This window comes from Kitasatospora sp. MAA4 (assembly GCF_029893355.1).
Taxonomy (GTDB): domain Bacteria; phylum Actinomycetota; class Actinomycetes; order Streptomycetales; family Streptomycetaceae; genus Kitasatospora.
Window position 1 is genome coordinate 406,700 of sequence record NZ_JARZAI010000003.1, and the last position, 14,820, is coordinate 421,519.

Sequence of the window (14,820 nt, forward strand, 5' to 3'; positions counted from 1 at the left end):
GAAATTCATCCCACCAATGCGACAATGCAGGGGTGATTGACGAAACAGCCCAGCCGACCCGCCGCAGGCGGCTGCTGATCCTGGCCATCTGCTGCCTGAGCCTGCTGATCGTCGGCTTGGACAACACCATCGTCAACATGGCGCTGCCCTCGATCCAGCGCGACCTGCACGCCCCCGCGTCCGGTCTGCAGTGGATCATCGCCGCCTACACCCTGGTGCTGGCCTCGCTGCTGATGCTCTCCGGCTCGGTGGCCGACCGGTTCGGCCGGCGCCGGATCTTCCAGACCGGCCTGCTGCTCTTCGTGCTCGGATCGCTGCTCTGCAGCGTCGCGCCGAGCCTGGGTTGGCTGATCGCGTTCCGCGCGCTTCAGGCGATCGGCGGCTCGATGCTCAACCCGGTCGCGATGTCCATCATCACCAACGTCTTCACCGACCCGCGCGAACGGGCCCAGGCGATCGGCGTCTGGGGCGGCGTGGTCGGCATCAGCATGGCGCTCGGCCCACTGGTCGGCGGGCTGCTGGTGGAGAGCGCGGGCTGGCCCTCGATCTTCCTGATCAACGTGCCGATCGGCCTGCTCGCCTGGCTGCTGGCCGCCCGCTACATCCCCGAGTCGCGGGCCGAGCACCCGCGCCGACTCGACCCGGTCGGACAGCTGCTCGCGCTGGTGGCGCTCGGCGCCGGGACGGCCACCATCATCGAGGGCCCCGGCCACGGCTGGACCTCGCCCGCCATCCTCACCCTGGCCGCCGTGGCGCTGGCCGCCCTGACCGCCTTCCCGCTCTGGGAGCGCCGCAGCGCCGAACCGCTGCTCGACCTGCGGTTCTTCCGCAGCGTCCCGTTCACCGGCGCGACGGTGATCGCGGTCTGCTCGTTCGCCTCGCTCGGCGGATTCCTCTTCCTCAACACCCTCTACCTCCAGGACGTCCGCCACTACAGCCCGGTCGAGGCGGGCCTGTGGACGCTTCCGATGGCCGGGCTCACCCTGGTCTGCGCCCCGCTGTCGGGACGGATCGTCGGCGCGCGCGGCCCCCGGGTGCCGCTGCTGATCGCCGGCGGCGCCTTCGTCGCCAGCGGCCTGCTGCTCACCGGATTGAGCGCGGCCTCCCCGGCGGCCCTGCTGCTGGTCGCCTACGCCCTGTTCGGGCTCGGCTTCGGCATGGTCAACGCCCCGATCACCAACGCCGCCGTCTCCGGCATGCCCCGCTCGCGGGCCGGTGTCGCGGCGGCGGTCGCCTCCACCAGCCGTCAGGTCGGGCAGTCACTGGGCGTCGCGGTGGTGGGCACGGTGGTCACCTCGGCCGTGGTCGGCCCGATGGCCACCGGCTTCGCCCCCGCCAGCCACGCGGGCTGGTGGATCATCACGGGCCTGGGCCTGGTCGTCCTCGTCCTCGGCCTGGTCACCACCACCCCCTGGGCCCGCGCCACCGTCTCCGCCGCCCTCGCCCCCGAGGACGGCGGTCCGGCCGGCCCTCTCCGACCGGCTACGATGACCAGTACGGCGGACGAGCCGGCCGGGCGGTCGCGTCGGGTCCCGTGAGGGTCCCGCCGAGGAACGTCCGGGCTCCACAGAGCAGGGTGGTGGGTAACGCCCACCCGGGGTGACCCGCGGGACAGTGCCACAGAAAACAGACCGCCTGCGGCTTCGGCCGCAGGTAAGGGTGAAACGGTGGTGTAAGAGACCACCAGCGACCGAGGTGACTCGGCCGGCTCGGTAAACCCCACCCGGAGCAAGGTCAAGATCGGTGCCCCCGGGCACCGTGCGCGGGTGTTCGAGGGCTGCTCGCCCAAGCCCGCGGGTAGACCGCACGAGGCTGTCGGCAACGGCAGCCCTAGATGGATGACCGCCTCCCCGAAGGCCGCAAGGCCGAGGGAGACAGAACCCGGCGTACAGGCCGACTCGTCCGCCGTACCCGCTCCGACCAGGGCTTTTGCCCTGGTCGGAGCGTGGACGAGTGCCCGTGTCGAGGGCACGTTTTCCCTGGATTTCCCGGGGCTTCCCGCATACCTGTGTATCCGTTGTGTACCCGCTCGGCGTTCGCCGGGCGGGTTCTCGGCATGCCTTCACGCACCCGCCGCCGGCGCTCCGGCGCGGCCGGCCGGGTACTTCGCCGTGCCCGAAACGCACGAGAACCCGACCAGTTCGTACCTGGTCGGGCTCTCTGTGGTGCCGCACTCGAAGTGCGTGGGTGCGACAGCGGATCACGAATCCACGTCCACGACGTCTGACTTCCGCCCTTGCAGGGGCTTCGGTTGGACCCGCACACCGGAGACCAACTCCAGTGCTCATCGCAGCCCCAAGGGTGCCACAGCGCACCCCGATCAGTCACGTCCGCCCGTCCGTTCCGCAGCCCCGGAACTCCGGCGAATCGGGCCAGTTCGATCAAGCTCCCGGCGTGTCGCCGGTAGCCCACCCGAGTGAACTCGCAGGCAAGCGCCGGTGCCATGCCCTCGCGCACGCCGACACTCGCCGAGCGCTGCCCATCGCGATCATGGCTCGGGGCATCCTGACCGCCCGCGTGTTCCTGGAGATCGCCGATCTCGGCTCCCGTCCGCAGGGGTGCACCGCGTCCGCGCAGTACATCGCTGACGTGCTCGGCGCGTCCCGCGAGGCAGTGCAGCGCGAGATCACGTGGTTGGAGACGAACGAGTACGTGTTCGCCGGCGGCTACGACTCCCGTACCGGCCAGGTGGCTCGGAAGGCTCGCAGGCTACGGCCACGCGAGGCGTTCGTGTGGATCGCCCCGGGCGCGTGGATCGTGCTCGCCGGCCGTACCTTCGCCACCTTCGCCGCGTACGCCTACTGTCGGTCCGTCAGTCGAGAGCAGACCGCCGCCCGGATCGCCGAGCTAATCCCGCGCCAGGACAGCAAGCCCGTTCACCCGCGCACGATCAGCCGGCACCGCGCCGCGCTGCTCGCCGACGGGTGGCTGTACGAGGTCCACGGCATCCCCGGCAACGCCAGCGTCTACGCCCCCGCGCGCATCGTCCCCGGCCGCGTTCTCGAAGCCGAAGGGGTGGACAACAGGATCACACCCCCCCTGGACACTGAGATCACACCAGAGGGTTCTACCTCTCAGGGATCTACCTCTGTGGCTGGTGAGAGTGCTCCGATTTCCGTTGTGGGTGGTGACGACGGTGATCAACTTCTCACCGTTGAGAACCTGCGGGAGGACGCGCGCGAGGCGCCCGAAACGGCCAACGGGAAGCCGAGCAGCAGGAGGACGAAGACCGGCCCGACCCCGAAGGAGCCGCGCCACCGGCCGTTCCGGCTGACCGACGGCGTCCGGTTCCTGGTCGCAGTTGCCGCCACGCACCCCGACTTCCGGCTAACCGGATCGGCGCTCAGCGACCAGGGCGCGGCCGTGGACGGCCTGTTCGCCGCCGGCTGGACCGGCGACCAGGTCACCCGCTGGCTGACCGGCTGGTGGACCCCGTGGGCACTCCCGAAGAACTTCACCGCGAGCCCGGCCGCCATCATCGCGACCCGGCTGCGGCTCGCGATGCGCACCGACCTGCGCGCTCTGCTGGCGGCTGAGCAGCCCCCGGCCGAGCGCCCCACCCCGCAGCCCGAAGCCGTCGCCGGCGTGCTCGGCCGCCACGCGGCGGCCGTGGTCGCTGGCAACGGCCCCGAGTGCGACGGTGACCACGGGATGTGCCGCAAGCCGGTCCCGCGTCCTGGCGCGCTGTGCGACTCCTGCACCGGCCGCGCCTTCGTGCTGATCCCCGGCATGCGCACCGTCGTCCCCACCGACGACCCCGCCGAGATGGCCGAAGCCCGCGCCGCGCTCGCTTCGCTGCTCGGCCCCGACGTGACGGGCGTCCCGGTCGAGTTCGAGCCCTACGGCCCCGCGCCGGCCTACACCTACGCCGAGCCCAGCGCCGGCGAATCCCTGATCGGCCACATCACGACCCGGTGGGGTGCCGCATGACCACGATCGGCCCGATATCGCCGGCGCACGAGCGCACCGGGTGCGCGTCGCTCTCCTGCCACGAAGCGTCGCCGAGCACGCCGTGCCGCTGTCCCTGCGGCGGTGCGGTTCACGCCGCTTGGCAGCCACGCCTGTTCGAGCTAGACGGCCAGGACGGCGCCGAGTGAGGGCATGCGGAAGCCCCCGCCGCACCTGGTGCAGCGGGGGACCATGGACGGTCAGTCAGGTGTCGGCGCCGCGCTTCGGCGGGACGCCGGCCTCCCGGATCAACCGGTTGACGTGCCGGGTGTCGTACCCCGACGCGCGGCCGGCCTCGGCCTGCGTCACCACGTCCGACTGGACATGGCGCGCGATGCTCTGCGCGAGCGCGCTACGGGCCGTCTTCAGGGCTTCCTCGGCGTCGTCAACGGCCTTGCGTAGAGCCCTGATCTCCGTTTCGGCAGCGTCGGCGTGGGCCTGTGCGTCGGGGCTGCGGATCTTCCATCGGCGTGCGGGCGGCATGCCCACATGGTGGCACTTCCGTGTCCGGTCCCACACGTCCGGTCTTGGTCGTCTGTGCATCCGTCCTCCCTGACAACACGAATAGGGACTTGCATGTCCGGACTTTAATGTCCATCATCGTTGCAAGGGAAGCCCCCAACGCAAACGGCCCCAACCCGCCGGGCAAACGGCGGAGTTGGGGCCTGCGACCAGCGCCTATGTACCTAGGAGCTAGCCATGCCGAAGACCGTACCGCAGGAACGCCCCCGCATCCCGCGTATCGCCTGTAAGAACGCCGACACCGCTGCCGCCGGCCGCTGTTGGATCGCCGGCATCCTCGCGCCGGCCGCCACCAGGCCGACCCAGCGCACCTTCGGCGGCGCCGCATGAACCTGTGGGACAAGATCACCGGCAACACTCCCGAAGCCACCCGCGCACGCCGCGCGAAGGACGTTCGCAAGTCGGCCCGCGCCGGACAGGCATGGGAGGACCGGGGCCGGCTCGCCGAACGCCTGCGCGCCCGGTCGGCCGACCGCAACCCCCGCAACTCCCGGGGGTGGGGCCGATGACCCGCACCGAACGCCGGCAGCACTCCACCGCCGCCACCGCCGCACTGCTCGCCGAGTTCTACGGCACCGACCCGAGTGCCACCGAGCTCGGTGACGCCCTGGTGGGCGCGCTCGATCAGCTCGCTGACGACGCCCACCACCACAACCACGCCGCCCAACGCATCCTCACCCCGGAGTACCCGTGACCACCCGAACCACCCTGACGAAGGCACAGGCCGCGATCCTGACAGCCGTCCTGATCGCCATGCTCGGCATCGGCGCGGCCGGCGCCGTCGGCACCTACACCAACGTCAACCGCGTCTGGCACGGCTCGGGCACCGCAATCAGCATGGTCGCCGCCGGCGAAGGCGCAACCATGATCATGGCGCTCGTGGTGCTCGCCCTGGTGATGATCGGCCAGTCCGCACCCGCGTGGGTCCGCTACGGAATGTGGGTCGTTCCGGCCGTCGCCTCCGTGGTCATCGGGTCGCAGGCCCACACGTTCCGCGACGCCGCCGTGTACGCCGTCAGCCCGGTCGGCATGTCCACCTGCGCCGAAGGCGTCGCCCTGATCGCCCGACGAGTCGCCGTCTACCGCACCGGCGTTGACGTCGATGTCCAGCGGCGCACCGCCGACACCGTCCGACAGATCGCCTACCACCAGGCCCGCGCCCAGCAGCACCCCGACGAAGCCACCCGCGCCGACTCCGAGCGGAAGATGTGGGAGCTCGCCGAACGGCTCGGCAAGGGTGATGTCACGGTCAGCGCCGGCCTGGTCGGCGTGCACCGGGACCGCATGACGCAGGGCGCCGACGCCGCACTCTCGACCCTGTACGGGGCGCCCGCGCCCCTCGCGCTGCCGGCCGCGCCGCAGGAACCCGCCGCTCCGGCACTCCCACCCGCATCCACCACGAACAGCCTGCCGGCCGCCCCGGCGCCTGTGTTCAAGACCCCCGCGAAGCCTCCCGTCGTGTGGCCGGCGCTGCCGCCGACACAGCCCGTGCCGGCCGTGCCGACTGCCGACGAGACCGCCCGCGCGCTGATCGACGCGGTGAACAGCGCACTCCGCGCCGTCAACGTCCAGCCCCCGCACACCGGAACCGACGAATCGACAAACCCGCAGGTCGAGCCCAGCACACCGGAAGCCGTGCGCCCCCGCGTGCAGCCCCCCGCCGGCAACCCGCTGGAAAACGGCCGGCGCAAGCTCGCCGACCAGCACGCGCAGCGCCGGCGACAGCTCGCCGAGGGCTGGTGGGACCTGGTCCGCAACGGCTCGCCGGTCACCGAAGCCGAGTACGCCGCGAAGGCCGGCGTCGATCCTCGCACCCTGCGCAAGGCACTGACCGAGTACCCGCAGCAGCCCTGACCGCCCATGGTCGCGGCCGGCGCAGCCGATCCATTGGCGCACCGGCCACGGCCACGGGCGACCAGCCCCGCGACCTGACCAACGATCATCCCAAGGGGGGAGTCACCCATGCACGCCTGCGCACGCCTGTTCCGCGCGCTCCGCCTGTTCCGCCGGCGCCCTGCCGACGACACCGAGCCCACCATCACCCGCCTGCCGATCGGCTCGATCACCACTCCGGCCGAGCCCACGCAGCCGCCGGCCAGCACCCCGGCCGAGCAGCACACCCGCGCCGCCCTGCTGCGACTGCTCGGGGAGCGGCCGGCATGACCACCGAAGAGCACACCCCCACGCCGGCCGAGATCATCGCCGGACCCACCGAAGACGTAACCCACTGGTGGGGGCGCAAGCCGCAGCCGGCCGCCGAGCCGCCGCGCATCCCGCTCCCACCGGCCTACCCGCCCGCCGTCGGCCACGACACGACCTGGTGGGAGCACAAGCCGCAGCCGGCCGCCGAGCCCGAGCAGCAGCCGGCCGACCCCGCACCGGTCCAGCTCACGAAGCCCGAGCACGCGCAGCCCGAGCCGGACGACACCGAGCCCGAAGCCGAAGAGCCGGCCGAAGACGAGCCGGCCGACACCGACGACGAGCCGCCGGCGAAGCCCGGAAAGCGCCCGAAGCGCCGCCGGCAGTCCCGCACCGTCGCGCAGGACTTCCACCACCAGCGCGAACAGGTCGCGTCGTCGCTGGTCGAGTGGTGGTGGTCCCGCAGCCGACGCCAACGCCTGATCCTGCACAACGCGGCAGCCGTCGCCGCCGGCGCAGGCACGGCCGGCTGCTTCACCGGCCACTGGTCGCAGGGCATCCCGCAACTCGTCCTCGCGTGGATGCACGCCACCCCCGCATGGATGACCGGCACTGTCCCGCCGGCATGGCTCCCGTTCACGCCGTTCGCTACCGCCGTCGCCTGCTTCGCCGCCGCGTCCATCGCCGGCACCACCGCCTACCGCATCACCGCGTGGATCTTCCGCCACCACACCGCCCAAGCCGTCCTGCACTGGACCTTCGTCAAGGTCCCCGCCGCGTCAATCACCGTCGCCGCCATGCTCTACACCGCCCGCTAGGAGAACCCCGCATGTCCGCAATCGAGTTGGCCGCCGCCACCCCCGCCGCAGCGATCGGCGGCGTCAGTGCCGCCGGCGTCGCCGCCGTCCTGCTGCTGGTGATGGTCCTTGGCGTGATCGGCAAGGGTAAGAAGAAGCTCGCGTCGGGCCCGGCTCAGATCGTCGGGTTCATCGCCGAGACCGCGTTTCTCAAGGCCCCCGCGTTCTGGCACGACATCGGCGCCGCGTTCCAGTCGATCACTGACACGATGGCCACCAACCCCGCACTCGGCGGCATCGGGATCGGCGCCGTCTGCCTGATCGTCGTCGTCCTGAGTCTGTTCGCTCGACTCGTCCCCGCCACCGCCGTGTTCCTCGGGATGCTGGCCGGCGCCGCGTTCGCCGCCGACCCCGGCAGCCTCCCGCAAGGTGTCGTCTCGATCCTGAGCATCCCGCTCGCGCTGCTGGGGGCCTGACGTGCAGACGAAGGCCATAGCCGGCCGCACTGTCCCCGCCGTCCTGCGGGCGAGCGTGACCATGCTGGGCGTCACGTGGCGGTGGACGCAGGCCGGCGAGAAGGGCGACGCCGCCGGCCGCCTGGTCGTGATCGCCGTCCCCGCCTTTGTTGCCGCCTACGTAGCCGACCACCGGCCCGAACTGGGCTGGTGGTACGGCGGCGCGTGGACGCTCGGGGCGCTGGTCGTCGCCGGCCGCGCCGGCGAGTTCACCGAGCTGACCGACGCCGAGCCCGACGACGACCAGGCCGACGCCGCCGAGCGGGACGACGAAGGCGTGTACGAAGACGACGACCAGGCCGAGCCCGACCAAGACCACGCGGACGACCCGGAGAACGATCACAAGACGGGGGAGCAGCAGACCACCGCGACCCGGCCGGTAGACACCGAGTACGCCGACCTGTGGCTGACTCTCCAGATCCTCAAGGCGGTCCGCGAAGCCGAGCTGAACGGCCGGCGCGGGGCGCTGCTCGGCCGGATCGCCGACCGCATCGCAGCCGACCACCCCGAGCACCCCGCCTTCGCCACATGGGACGTCACCACGATGCGTAACCACACCACCCGTCTCGGGGTGCCCGTCCGGCGCTCCGTGCGCACCCCCGACGGAGTCAGCTGGGGCATCCACCTGGACGACCTGACAGCCGCTCTCGGCAGCCCCCTGCCGGACGTCATCAGCACCCTTACCGAGCACCTCACCACCACCCCGGACCGGGCCCCCGCGACCACCCCGACCACCCCCGTCGAGACCCCCGTCAGCACCCCCGCTCGGGGGCTGCTGGCCACCCTCCGCAAGCGGCGACCAGACCCCGACTCCAACCCCTCCCCCGCCGTCGCCTCATGACCCCGCTCGGGGGGTGTAGATCCGCAGCTCACGCGCCATCTACATCCCCCATCTACCGCCCGATCTACACCCGCATCTACCCGTCGGCCGGCCCCTTTCGAAAGGGGCCGGCCCGACCCGTTGGGACACCCGATATGGCTTGGCAGTACCGCTGTGGCACCTGCAACACCGCTACCGGATGGATGGGCCGCGTGGACGCCGAGAACGCCCGCTCCGACCACCGCCGAACCGTCCACCACGGCATGACCCCCGACGGCGAACGGCTCGCGTCGAACGCCGAACGAGCTGACCCGATGCTCTGGGTCTGGACGCTCGCCGGCTGCCTCGCCCTCGGCGCTCTGCGATGGATCTGGCAGCACGCACAGTGACAGCCCGTCGGCTCAGAATGTCACAATCCACCTAACTGCCTTGAAAGGTATGAACCATGACGACTTGGTCTGAGGATTCCACGCTGGACGCACCCGACGGTCACCGGTGGATGCGCCCCGGCCCCGACGCGTGCGCTGGCTGCGACTGCTGCACCCGCCGACTGTGCGAGCGCGCTGCCGCCCTCGGCATCCCCTGTGACTGTGTCGCCCACCCGCAGGACCGGGCCGCCGTCGCCGGCTGCCCCTGCACCGCCGACGACACCGAGGGGGCAGCCGCATGACTGCTGACGCCATCGAAGGCGCCGTGCGGGACGCTGGCGCGGTCGCGGCAGCCGTCTCCCGGCTCGGCGCCGCCCGACGAGCCCTGAACGCCGCGCGGGCCGCTGTGCAGCGCACAGGCGACGCCTGCCCGCCGGCCACCTTCGGCGCTTATCTCGCCGCGCACCGCGAGATGATCGCCGCCATGCGCCACGCCCAGACGCTCAACCTGTGCGACGCCGGCGACGTCCGCGCCGACGCCGACCAGTACGCGGACGCGCAGACCGGGCCGGCCTACTGCCGGTGGGCCCGCGCAGAACTCGGCCGACTGCTCGCCGAGCACCTGCCGAGCCCGAAGTACTCGCCGCCGGTCCTGTTCGAACTCGCGCAAGCCGCGCGTCGAGCCGGGATCGACGGCGCCGCGACCGCGTTGGAGCGCGCCGAGCGGACACAGCACCTGGACTCTGACGGCGCCATGGCCGGCCAGAGTGACGACCTCCGGGCCGCGTTGGACGCGGTCCGGATCGCCGCCGGCGCCACGGTGGCCTGACCGACACCACGACGGCCCCTCCTGGTACCGCGAGGACAGGACGGGCCGTCGTCCGCTCCGGGTCAGCCGCGCCACCGTGCGCCCTTGACGCCCCATCACTCACGCGAAATCGTGCAATCACACGCAACCGATGCGAGGAGGGGAACGGGATGCCGCTAAATTTCCAAGGCATAGACCCGGAGACCGGCGACGACAACAGCCCGACGGTATGGGTGGACGACGAGACCAGAGACATCCTGGTCCAAGCATGGGACGCCGACGACGCCACCGTCACCGAGATCAGCGCGAAGGCGTGGGCGCCCGGCCACACCCCGGGCATCCCTGCTGGCGAATCCGTGATCCGCATTCCGGCCCGCATGGTGCCGATCTTGAGAAAGGCGTGCGATGCCGCCGAACGAACCGACCTTCGCTGAACTCATCCGCGCGGCCGAGCACTCCGCGATCCACCTGGAGATGCGCGACAGCTACGGAGTGAACGAGGAGAAGGAAGCGTTCGCCGCGTGGCGCAACGGGTTCCGGTACGACCCCGCCGACCGGGCGTCGTGGTGGCGCCCCTTCCTGGACCTGATCAGCGAGACCGTTGACCGTGGCGTCGTCGTGCGTCGGGCCCGGATCGTCTCCGAGCCGGTCACCGAGTACATCCGCTACGAGCACAGCGGCACGTTCACCAACGTCGCCGCCGGCGAACAGGTGCGCTGGCTGCCCCGCCGCGAAGCGTCCGACATCGCACTCCCTGGCAACGACTTCTGGCTGTTCGACGGCCGGCTGATCCGGTTCCACCACTTCACCGGCGACGGCGCGTGGTCCGCGTACACCTACACCGACGAATCCGCGGTGGCCAAGCTGTGCGCCGACGCCTTCGAAACCGTGTGGGAGCGCGCCACCCCGCACGAGCAGTACGCCGTCTGACCCTGCGAGCACCGGACCGCCAGCCCTCATGTCCTCCCCGTCTCCCAGCGCCCAATCCGCGCGGGTCGCCGTCGCCGGCCGCCTTCGTGACCTGATGCTGGACGCCGGGCTTCAAGGCCAAGAGCTGGCGGTCCTGTGCGACTGGCACCCGTCGAAGTCGTCCCGGATCATCAACGCCAAGACACCGCCGTCCGACGCCGATATCCGGGCGTGGTGCCACGCCTGCGACGCCGCCGACCAGGCCGCCGACCTCATCGCCGCCAACCGGCAGGCCGGCGAGATGTACCAGGAATGGCGCAAGCTCCACCGCACTGGCCTTCGCCGCGTTCACCAGGCCGGCATGCCCCTGTACGAGCGCACCAAGTTGTTCCGGGTCTACTGCTCCAACGTCATCCCCGGGCTACTCCAGACCCCGGGATACGCCGCCGCGCTGCTGCGGATGATCACCGACTTTCAGGGCACCCCCGACGACGTTGAAGCTGCCGTGCGCGCACGCATGGCACGCTCCGCCGTCATCCACGACGGCCGCCACCGGTGCGTTCTGCTGATCGAGGAACAGGTGTTGCACCACCGCATCGGCGACGCCGAGACGATGGCCGTACAGCTCGCGTCGCTGCTGTCGGTGATGTCGTCGCCGGCCGTCGCGCTCGGCGTCATCCCCGCCGACACCCCCCGTACCGTCTGGCCGCTGGAGACGTTCACCGCCTTCGATGATGGCCGCGTGCACGTCGAAACGCTCTCGGCCGCGCTCCACGTCACGCAGCCCAGCGAGATCGGCTTGTACCTGAAGGCGTTTACCCGGCTCGCTGACCACGCGGTCTACGGGCCGGCCGCACGGGCGCTGATCAACAAGGCGCTGGATGCCGTCGCCTAGATTGCCGTGCACGTGCATGCAAGTGCCTTGAGAACAAGCAGTTCTGATGGCCAGTCTGGTACTCCGCCCGGTGCGAGGACAACCGATCCCCCTCGGCATCCGTGGAAACGCACCGGGCGGACCAGCCCCCGAGCGGGAGCCGGCCGTCACCCCCGTGCGGTCGGCTCTCACACCGTCTCGACCGTCAGGGAGGCCCCCGTGTCCGCCGCCGTTTCCTCCGAGTCGCCACGCCGCCGCGCACTCGTCTACGCCGAGACCTCTCACGACGGGCGGCTGAGCATCTACATCCCTAACGGGAACCGGGCGCTTCGCCGTCAGCTGGTGCTGCGTCAGCTCGCCGCCGGCCGCCTGCGCCGCCGTCACGGGGGCCTGCGATGACCACCACCACCGAACCCGAGTGGACCGTCGGCAACGCTGCCCGCGACACCAGGCGCGACCGCATCGGCCAGATTCAGGAGATCGTCCACTTCATCTCGGGAAAGTACGCGTGGATGCGCCCTATCGGCGGCGGTAAGGAGTGGACCGCCCCACTGGCGTGCCTGGCCCCGCTCGACCCCGACGGCGACGACGCCGCATGAGACTCCGCCCGGCCGGCCTTCCCGTGGACCGGCCCGGCGGACCGGTGCCGGCCGCACCAGTTTCCCCACGGCCGGCCGGCACCACCCCACCCGTACGAGGAAAGGGAGACACCGTGACAGCTCAGCTCACCTCCCCGAACAACGTGCTCGCCAACGCCGTAGAGGACAGCCTTGACGTCCTCCGGCCCCGCGTCCTGGCATCCACCGCGAACACGGTCGAATTCGTCGTAGGGACGCAGATCAACGGCCACCCCCACATCGGCACGCACCTGGTTCAGTCACTCGCGTTCCTCATGGCCGAGCAGACCCGCGACGCCTTCGGCGCCGACCCCGTGGTTTCGTTCTTCGCGCTCGACAACGCGCCGGCCGAGACCGCCACCGACCCGGACACCGGCCTGACTTACCAGCGCGCATGGCGTCACGCGCTCGCCCCCGGCGAGATCGACACCATGCTGACCGAGCACTACCGGCCGTTGTTCGACGCCCTGTCGGCGAGCACCGGAATCCCGTACACCGTCACCACCTACAGCGAGCAGCAGGACACCCCCGCCTACCGCGCCGAGTTCCTGCGCACCCTTGAGCACCTGGACGACTTCCGGTGGTGGCTCTCACCCACCGACGGATCGGCGCACATCCGCATCCCGTGCCCGCAATGCGGGTGGGCGCAGAAGTACGCCGAAGAGACGCGCCTGATCGAGCTGGACGACTCCGGCGCGCTGTTCTCCTCCGTGTGCCTGAACCACGGCCGCTACGAAGCCGACGTGGACCCGTTCGGCGGCGGGTACATCGACCTGTCCACGCTGTACCGCAACGTCGTGAAGGAACGCCTGTACGCCCGCGACGACACCGCCCTTCACGTCATGGTGAAGGGCGCGGACTGGTCGTACGGCTGCCAACTCGTGGACGGCGCCCACGCCGTTCTCGGGACCGCCGACACCCCACCGCGGATCTTCACTCCGCAGGTTCTCGCCCCCGACGGCGGGAAGCTGTCGAAGTCGCTCATACGCGACTCGGAACCGGGCGACCCCGACTCGTTCGGGTGGATGCTCGATCCCTCACTGTGGCCCGGCTCTGCGGCTGGTTACGTTGGTCAACTCGACCAGACGGCCCGGCTCATGCTGTCCGACCCGCGCCACTTCTACCGCTCTTACACCACAACAGAATTGGGACGCCTCATGACCACCCGCCCCGCGCCCCGGCGGCACAACAGCACCCCGGCCCGACCCCGCAACATGGCGATCTACCGGCAGTACTTCGATCTGATCGCCGACGGTTCCAAGACCGTCGAAATCCGCGTCGCGTACGACTCCATGAAGCGCATCAGGCCCGGCGACCTGATCAACTTCACGTGCCGGGAAGACTCGTGCCTGACCCGGGTCAAGCGCGTCGCCACCTACCGGACGTTCAAGGAGATGTTCGGCACCGAGAAGGTAGAGGCGGTGAACCCGAAGGCCACGGAGGAAGAGCAGCTGAAGGCGATTCACGCGATCTTCCCGCCCGAGAAGGAAGCACTCGGCGTGATCGCGATCGAGATCGAGCGCGTGAACCCGTGACACCACGCCGGATCTTGACCGTCTGCAAGGGCGGTCACTGCCGGGCCCCGCTCGCCGCCGCCGTGCTCGCCGACCTCGGCGCAGGCGCGGTGCAGACCCGCGCGGCGGCCGTGAAGCCGTGGCACATCGGCGAGCCGGCCCACCCGCTCATGGTGAAGGTCGCGGCCGGCGCCGGCTACGACCTGACCGGCCACCGGGGCGAGCAGATCAGCCCGGAACTGCTCGCCTGGGCAGACCTGGTGATAGCGATGGACGCGGCTGTACTGGACGCGCTCCGGCAGATCGCCGGCGCCCACGCTCTGAAGCTCCGCCGGTACCTGGACGGCCGAGACGTCCCCGACCCGTGGGAACAGCCCGAGACGGCGTTCCGGGCCTGTCTGGACGTGATCGTGTCCGGCGCCCCGGCAATCATCTGAGTCGAGCAGCACGAAGGCCCCCACCGGACCTTGGGTTCTAACGGTCCTCGCAACACCCGTGATCGATGGGAGTTGCGGGGACCGTGGGCGTTGAGCGTGGTGGTCTCGCAGGATTGAGGGAGCGGTTCCTCGCGCGGTTGGATGTCGTGGGGAACGTGACCGTGGTGGCGCGTGAGCTGGGCGTGAATCGGAACACCGCCTTCGGCTGGGCCCGGAAAGCGGGGCGGAGTTCGGTGCGCATGCCGCGGCCGCATCCGGGACGGCGTGAGTACGAGCGGCTTCGGGCCGAGGGTGTCGCGCGTCGGGAGGCGGCCCGGCGGGTCGGTGTGAACGAGCGCACGGCCAGGGACTGGGACCGGGGCGTCAAGAAGAGCCGCACCACACGGACCTATCCCGACGGCCGCCGTGTCGACTACGCGGCGGGGACCGTCACGATGTGCGGTGTGACCACAGCACCCGTGAGCCTGGCCGCCCTGGACAAGCAGCTTCACCCGAGGTTCCTGACGCTGTCCGAGCGCGAGCGGATCCGCGATCTGCGCACGTCGGGCCACT

Annotated in this window: 20 protein-coding genes, 1 other RNA gene and 2 pseudogenes; 22 read left to right on the forward strand and 1 reads right to left on the reverse strand. The window is 70.9% G+C overall.

The window, feature by feature from the left end:
* Nucleotides 1–35: 35 nt before the first annotated feature.
* The 3 genes and pseudogenes from P3T37_RS06500 to P3T37_RS06510 all read left to right on the forward strand — a co-directional run.
* Nucleotides 36–1,427, forward strand: a pseudogene (locus tag P3T37_RS06500) (MFS transporter); the annotation flags it as partial.
* Between the two features lie 77 nt (nucleotides 1,428–1,504).
* Nucleotides 1,505–1,905: RNase P RNA component class A (gene rnpB, locus P3T37_RS06505), an RNA gene on the forward strand.
* Nucleotides 1,906–2,490: 585 nt separating this feature from the next.
* Nucleotides 2,491–3,930: a hypothetical protein gene (locus P3T37_RS06510; protein WP_280722443.1), complete on the forward strand. Its 1,440-nt coding sequence runs from the start codon at nucleotides 2,491–2,493 to the stop codon at nucleotides 3,928–3,930.
* A 222-nt stretch (nucleotides 3,931–4,152) separates the two neighbouring features.
* Here the strand turns inward: P3T37_RS06510 and P3T37_RS06515 are convergent, their stop codons facing one another.
* Complete coding sequence (locus P3T37_RS06515) at nucleotides 4,153–4,431, reverse strand: hypothetical protein (protein WP_280722444.1); 279 nt, start codon at nucleotides 4,429–4,431, stop codon at nucleotides 4,153–4,155.
* Between the two features lie 216 nt (nucleotides 4,432–4,647).
* On the opposite strand from P3T37_RS06515, the gene P3T37_RS06520 reads away from it, so the two are divergent.
* The 19 genes and pseudogenes from P3T37_RS06520 to P3T37_RS06615 form a co-directional block, all read left to right on the forward strand.
* Nucleotides 4,648–4,800 carry a hypothetical protein gene (locus tag P3T37_RS06520; RefSeq protein WP_280722445.1) on the forward strand — a complete coding sequence of 51 codons (153 nt, stop codon included), beginning with the start codon at nucleotides 4,648–4,650 and terminating at the stop codon, nucleotides 4,798–4,800.
* Nucleotides 4,797–4,979 carry a hypothetical protein gene (locus P3T37_RS06525; protein WP_280722446.1) on the forward strand — a complete coding sequence of 61 codons (183 nt, stop codon included), beginning with the start codon at nucleotides 4,797–4,799 and terminating at the stop codon, nucleotides 4,977–4,979. The genes P3T37_RS06520 and P3T37_RS06525 overlap by 4 nt, the downstream gene beginning before the upstream one ends.
* The gene (locus P3T37_RS06530; protein ID WP_280722447.1) at nucleotides 4,976–5,164 is read left to right on the forward strand and encodes a hypothetical protein; all 189 of its coding nucleotides are present in this window, start codon (nucleotides 4,976–4,978) and stop codon (nucleotides 5,162–5,164) included. The genes P3T37_RS06525 and P3T37_RS06530 overlap by 4 nt, the downstream gene beginning before the upstream one ends.
* Entirely contained in the window at nucleotides 5,161–6,324 is a 1,164-nt protein-coding gene (locus P3T37_RS06535) for a hypothetical protein (RefSeq protein WP_280722448.1), read from the forward strand. The genes P3T37_RS06530 and P3T37_RS06535 overlap by 4 nt, the downstream gene beginning before the upstream one ends.
* A 108-nt stretch (nucleotides 6,325–6,432) precedes the next feature.
* Nucleotides 6,433–6,633 (forward strand): hypothetical protein, encoded by a 201-nt coding sequence (locus P3T37_RS06540; RefSeq protein ID WP_280722449.1) that lies wholly within the window; start codon nucleotides 6,433–6,435, stop codon nucleotides 6,631–6,633.
* Nucleotides 6,630–7,427, forward strand: coding sequence for a hypothetical protein (locus P3T37_RS06545; protein WP_280722450.1), 798 nt, complete (start codon nucleotides 6,630–6,632; stop codon nucleotides 7,425–7,427). The genes P3T37_RS06540 and P3T37_RS06545 overlap by 4 nt, the downstream gene beginning before the upstream one ends.
* A gap of 11 nt (nucleotides 7,428–7,438) precedes the next feature.
* Entirely contained in the window at nucleotides 7,439–7,882 is a 444-nt protein-coding gene (locus tag P3T37_RS06550) for a hypothetical protein (RefSeq protein WP_280722451.1), read from the forward strand.
* A 1-nt stretch (nucleotide 7,883) separates the two neighbouring features.
* Nucleotides 7,884–8,762, forward strand: a complete 879-nt coding sequence (locus tag P3T37_RS06555) for a hypothetical protein (RefSeq protein WP_280722452.1) — start codon at nucleotides 7,884–7,886, stop codon at nucleotides 8,760–8,762.
* 191 nt (nucleotides 8,763–8,953) lie between these two features.
* Nucleotides 8,954–9,130, forward strand: a complete 177-nt coding sequence (locus P3T37_RS06560) for a hypothetical protein (RefSeq protein ID WP_280722453.1) — start codon at nucleotides 8,954–8,956, stop codon at nucleotides 9,128–9,130.
* A gap of 56 nt (nucleotides 9,131–9,186) precedes the next feature.
* Nucleotides 9,187–9,411, forward strand: a complete 225-nt coding sequence (locus tag P3T37_RS06565; protein ID WP_280722454.1) for a hypothetical protein — start codon at nucleotides 9,187–9,189, stop codon at nucleotides 9,409–9,411.
* Complete coding sequence (locus tag P3T37_RS06570) at nucleotides 9,408–9,938, forward strand: hypothetical protein (RefSeq protein WP_280722455.1); 531 nt, start codon at nucleotides 9,408–9,410, stop codon at nucleotides 9,936–9,938. The genes P3T37_RS06565 and P3T37_RS06570 overlap by 4 nt, the downstream gene beginning before the upstream one ends.
* 149 nt (nucleotides 9,939–10,087) lie before the next feature.
* Nucleotides 10,088–10,351 carry a hypothetical protein gene (locus P3T37_RS06575; protein ID WP_280722456.1) on the forward strand — a complete coding sequence of 88 codons (264 nt, stop codon included), beginning with the start codon at nucleotides 10,088–10,090 and terminating at the stop codon, nucleotides 10,349–10,351.
* Nucleotides 10,323–10,847 carry a DUF6879 family protein gene (locus P3T37_RS06580; protein WP_280722457.1) on the forward strand — a complete coding sequence of 175 codons (525 nt, stop codon included), beginning with the start codon at nucleotides 10,323–10,325 and terminating at the stop codon, nucleotides 10,845–10,847. Before P3T37_RS06575 ends, P3T37_RS06580 begins: the two co-directional genes overlap by 29 nt.
* Nucleotides 10,848–10,875: 28 nt before the next feature.
* Nucleotides 10,876–11,721: a helix-turn-helix transcriptional regulator gene (locus P3T37_RS06585; RefSeq protein ID WP_280722458.1), complete on the forward strand. Its 846-nt coding sequence runs from the start codon at nucleotides 10,876–10,878 to the stop codon at nucleotides 11,719–11,721.
* 198 nt (nucleotides 11,722–11,919) lie between these two features.
* Entirely contained in the window at nucleotides 11,920–12,099 is a 180-nt protein-coding gene (locus P3T37_RS06590; protein WP_280722459.1) for a hypothetical protein, read from the forward strand.
* Nucleotides 12,096–12,299, forward strand: coding sequence for a hypothetical protein (locus P3T37_RS06595; RefSeq protein ID WP_280722460.1), 204 nt, complete (start codon nucleotides 12,096–12,098; stop codon nucleotides 12,297–12,299). The genes P3T37_RS06590 and P3T37_RS06595 overlap by 4 nt, the downstream gene beginning before the upstream one ends.
* 143 nt (nucleotides 12,300–12,442) lie before the next feature.
* Nucleotides 12,443–13,852: an ASCH domain-containing protein gene (locus tag P3T37_RS06600; RefSeq protein WP_348533219.1), complete on the forward strand. Its 1,410-nt coding sequence runs from the start codon at nucleotides 12,443–12,445 to the stop codon at nucleotides 13,850–13,852.
* 14 nt (nucleotides 13,853–13,866) lie between these two features.
* A complete protein-coding gene (locus P3T37_RS06610) occupies nucleotides 13,867–14,268 on the forward strand; it encodes a low molecular weight phosphotyrosine protein phosphatase (RefSeq protein ID WP_280722461.1) in 402 nt (133 codons plus the stop codon).
* Between the two features lie 155 nt (nucleotides 14,269–14,423).
* Nucleotides 14,424–14,820: pseudogene (locus tag P3T37_RS06615) on the forward strand (IS30 family transposase); the annotation flags it as partial.

Coding starts and splice junctions, on each gene's coding strand:
- P3T37_RS06510 (WP_280722443.1), top strand. CDS start 2,491: ATGGCTCGGGGCATCCTGACCGCCCGCGTGTTCCTGGAGATCGCCGAT.
- P3T37_RS06515 (WP_280722444.1), bottom strand. CDS start 4,431: ATGCCGCCCGCACGCCGATGGAAGATCCGCAGCCCCGACGCACAGGCC.
- P3T37_RS06520 (WP_280722445.1), top strand. CDS start 4,648: ATGCCGAAGACCGTACCGCAGGAACGCCCCCGCATCCCGCGTATCGCC.
- P3T37_RS06525 (WP_280722446.1), top strand. CDS start 4,797: ATGAACCTGTGGGACAAGATCACCGGCAACACTCCCGAAGCCACCCGC.
- P3T37_RS06530 (WP_280722447.1), top strand. CDS start 4,976: ATGACCCGCACCGAACGCCGGCAGCACTCCACCGCCGCCACCGCCGCA.
- P3T37_RS06540 (WP_280722449.1), top strand. CDS start 6,433: ATGCACGCCTGCGCACGCCTGTTCCGCGCGCTCCGCCTGTTCCGCCGG.
- P3T37_RS06545 (WP_280722450.1), top strand. CDS start 6,630: ATGACCACCGAAGAGCACACCCCCACGCCGGCCGAGATCATCGCCGGA.
- P3T37_RS06550 (WP_280722451.1), top strand. CDS start 7,439: ATGTCCGCAATCGAGTTGGCCGCCGCCACCCCCGCCGCAGCGATCGGC.
- P3T37_RS06565 (WP_280722454.1), top strand. CDS start 9,187: ATGACGACTTGGTCTGAGGATTCCACGCTGGACGCACCCGACGGTCAC.
- P3T37_RS06570 (WP_280722455.1), top strand. CDS start 9,408: ATGACTGCTGACGCCATCGAAGGCGCCGTGCGGGACGCTGGCGCGGTC.
- P3T37_RS06575 (WP_280722456.1), top strand. CDS start 10,088: ATGCCGCTAAATTTCCAAGGCATAGACCCGGAGACCGGCGACGACAAC.
- P3T37_RS06580 (WP_280722457.1), top strand. CDS start 10,323: ATGCCGCCGAACGAACCGACCTTCGCTGAACTCATCCGCGCGGCCGAG.
- P3T37_RS06585 (WP_280722458.1), top strand. CDS start 10,876: ATGTCCTCCCCGTCTCCCAGCGCCCAATCCGCGCGGGTCGCCGTCGCC.
- P3T37_RS06595 (WP_280722460.1), top strand. CDS start 12,096: ATGACCACCACCACCGAACCCGAGTGGACCGTCGGCAACGCTGCCCGC.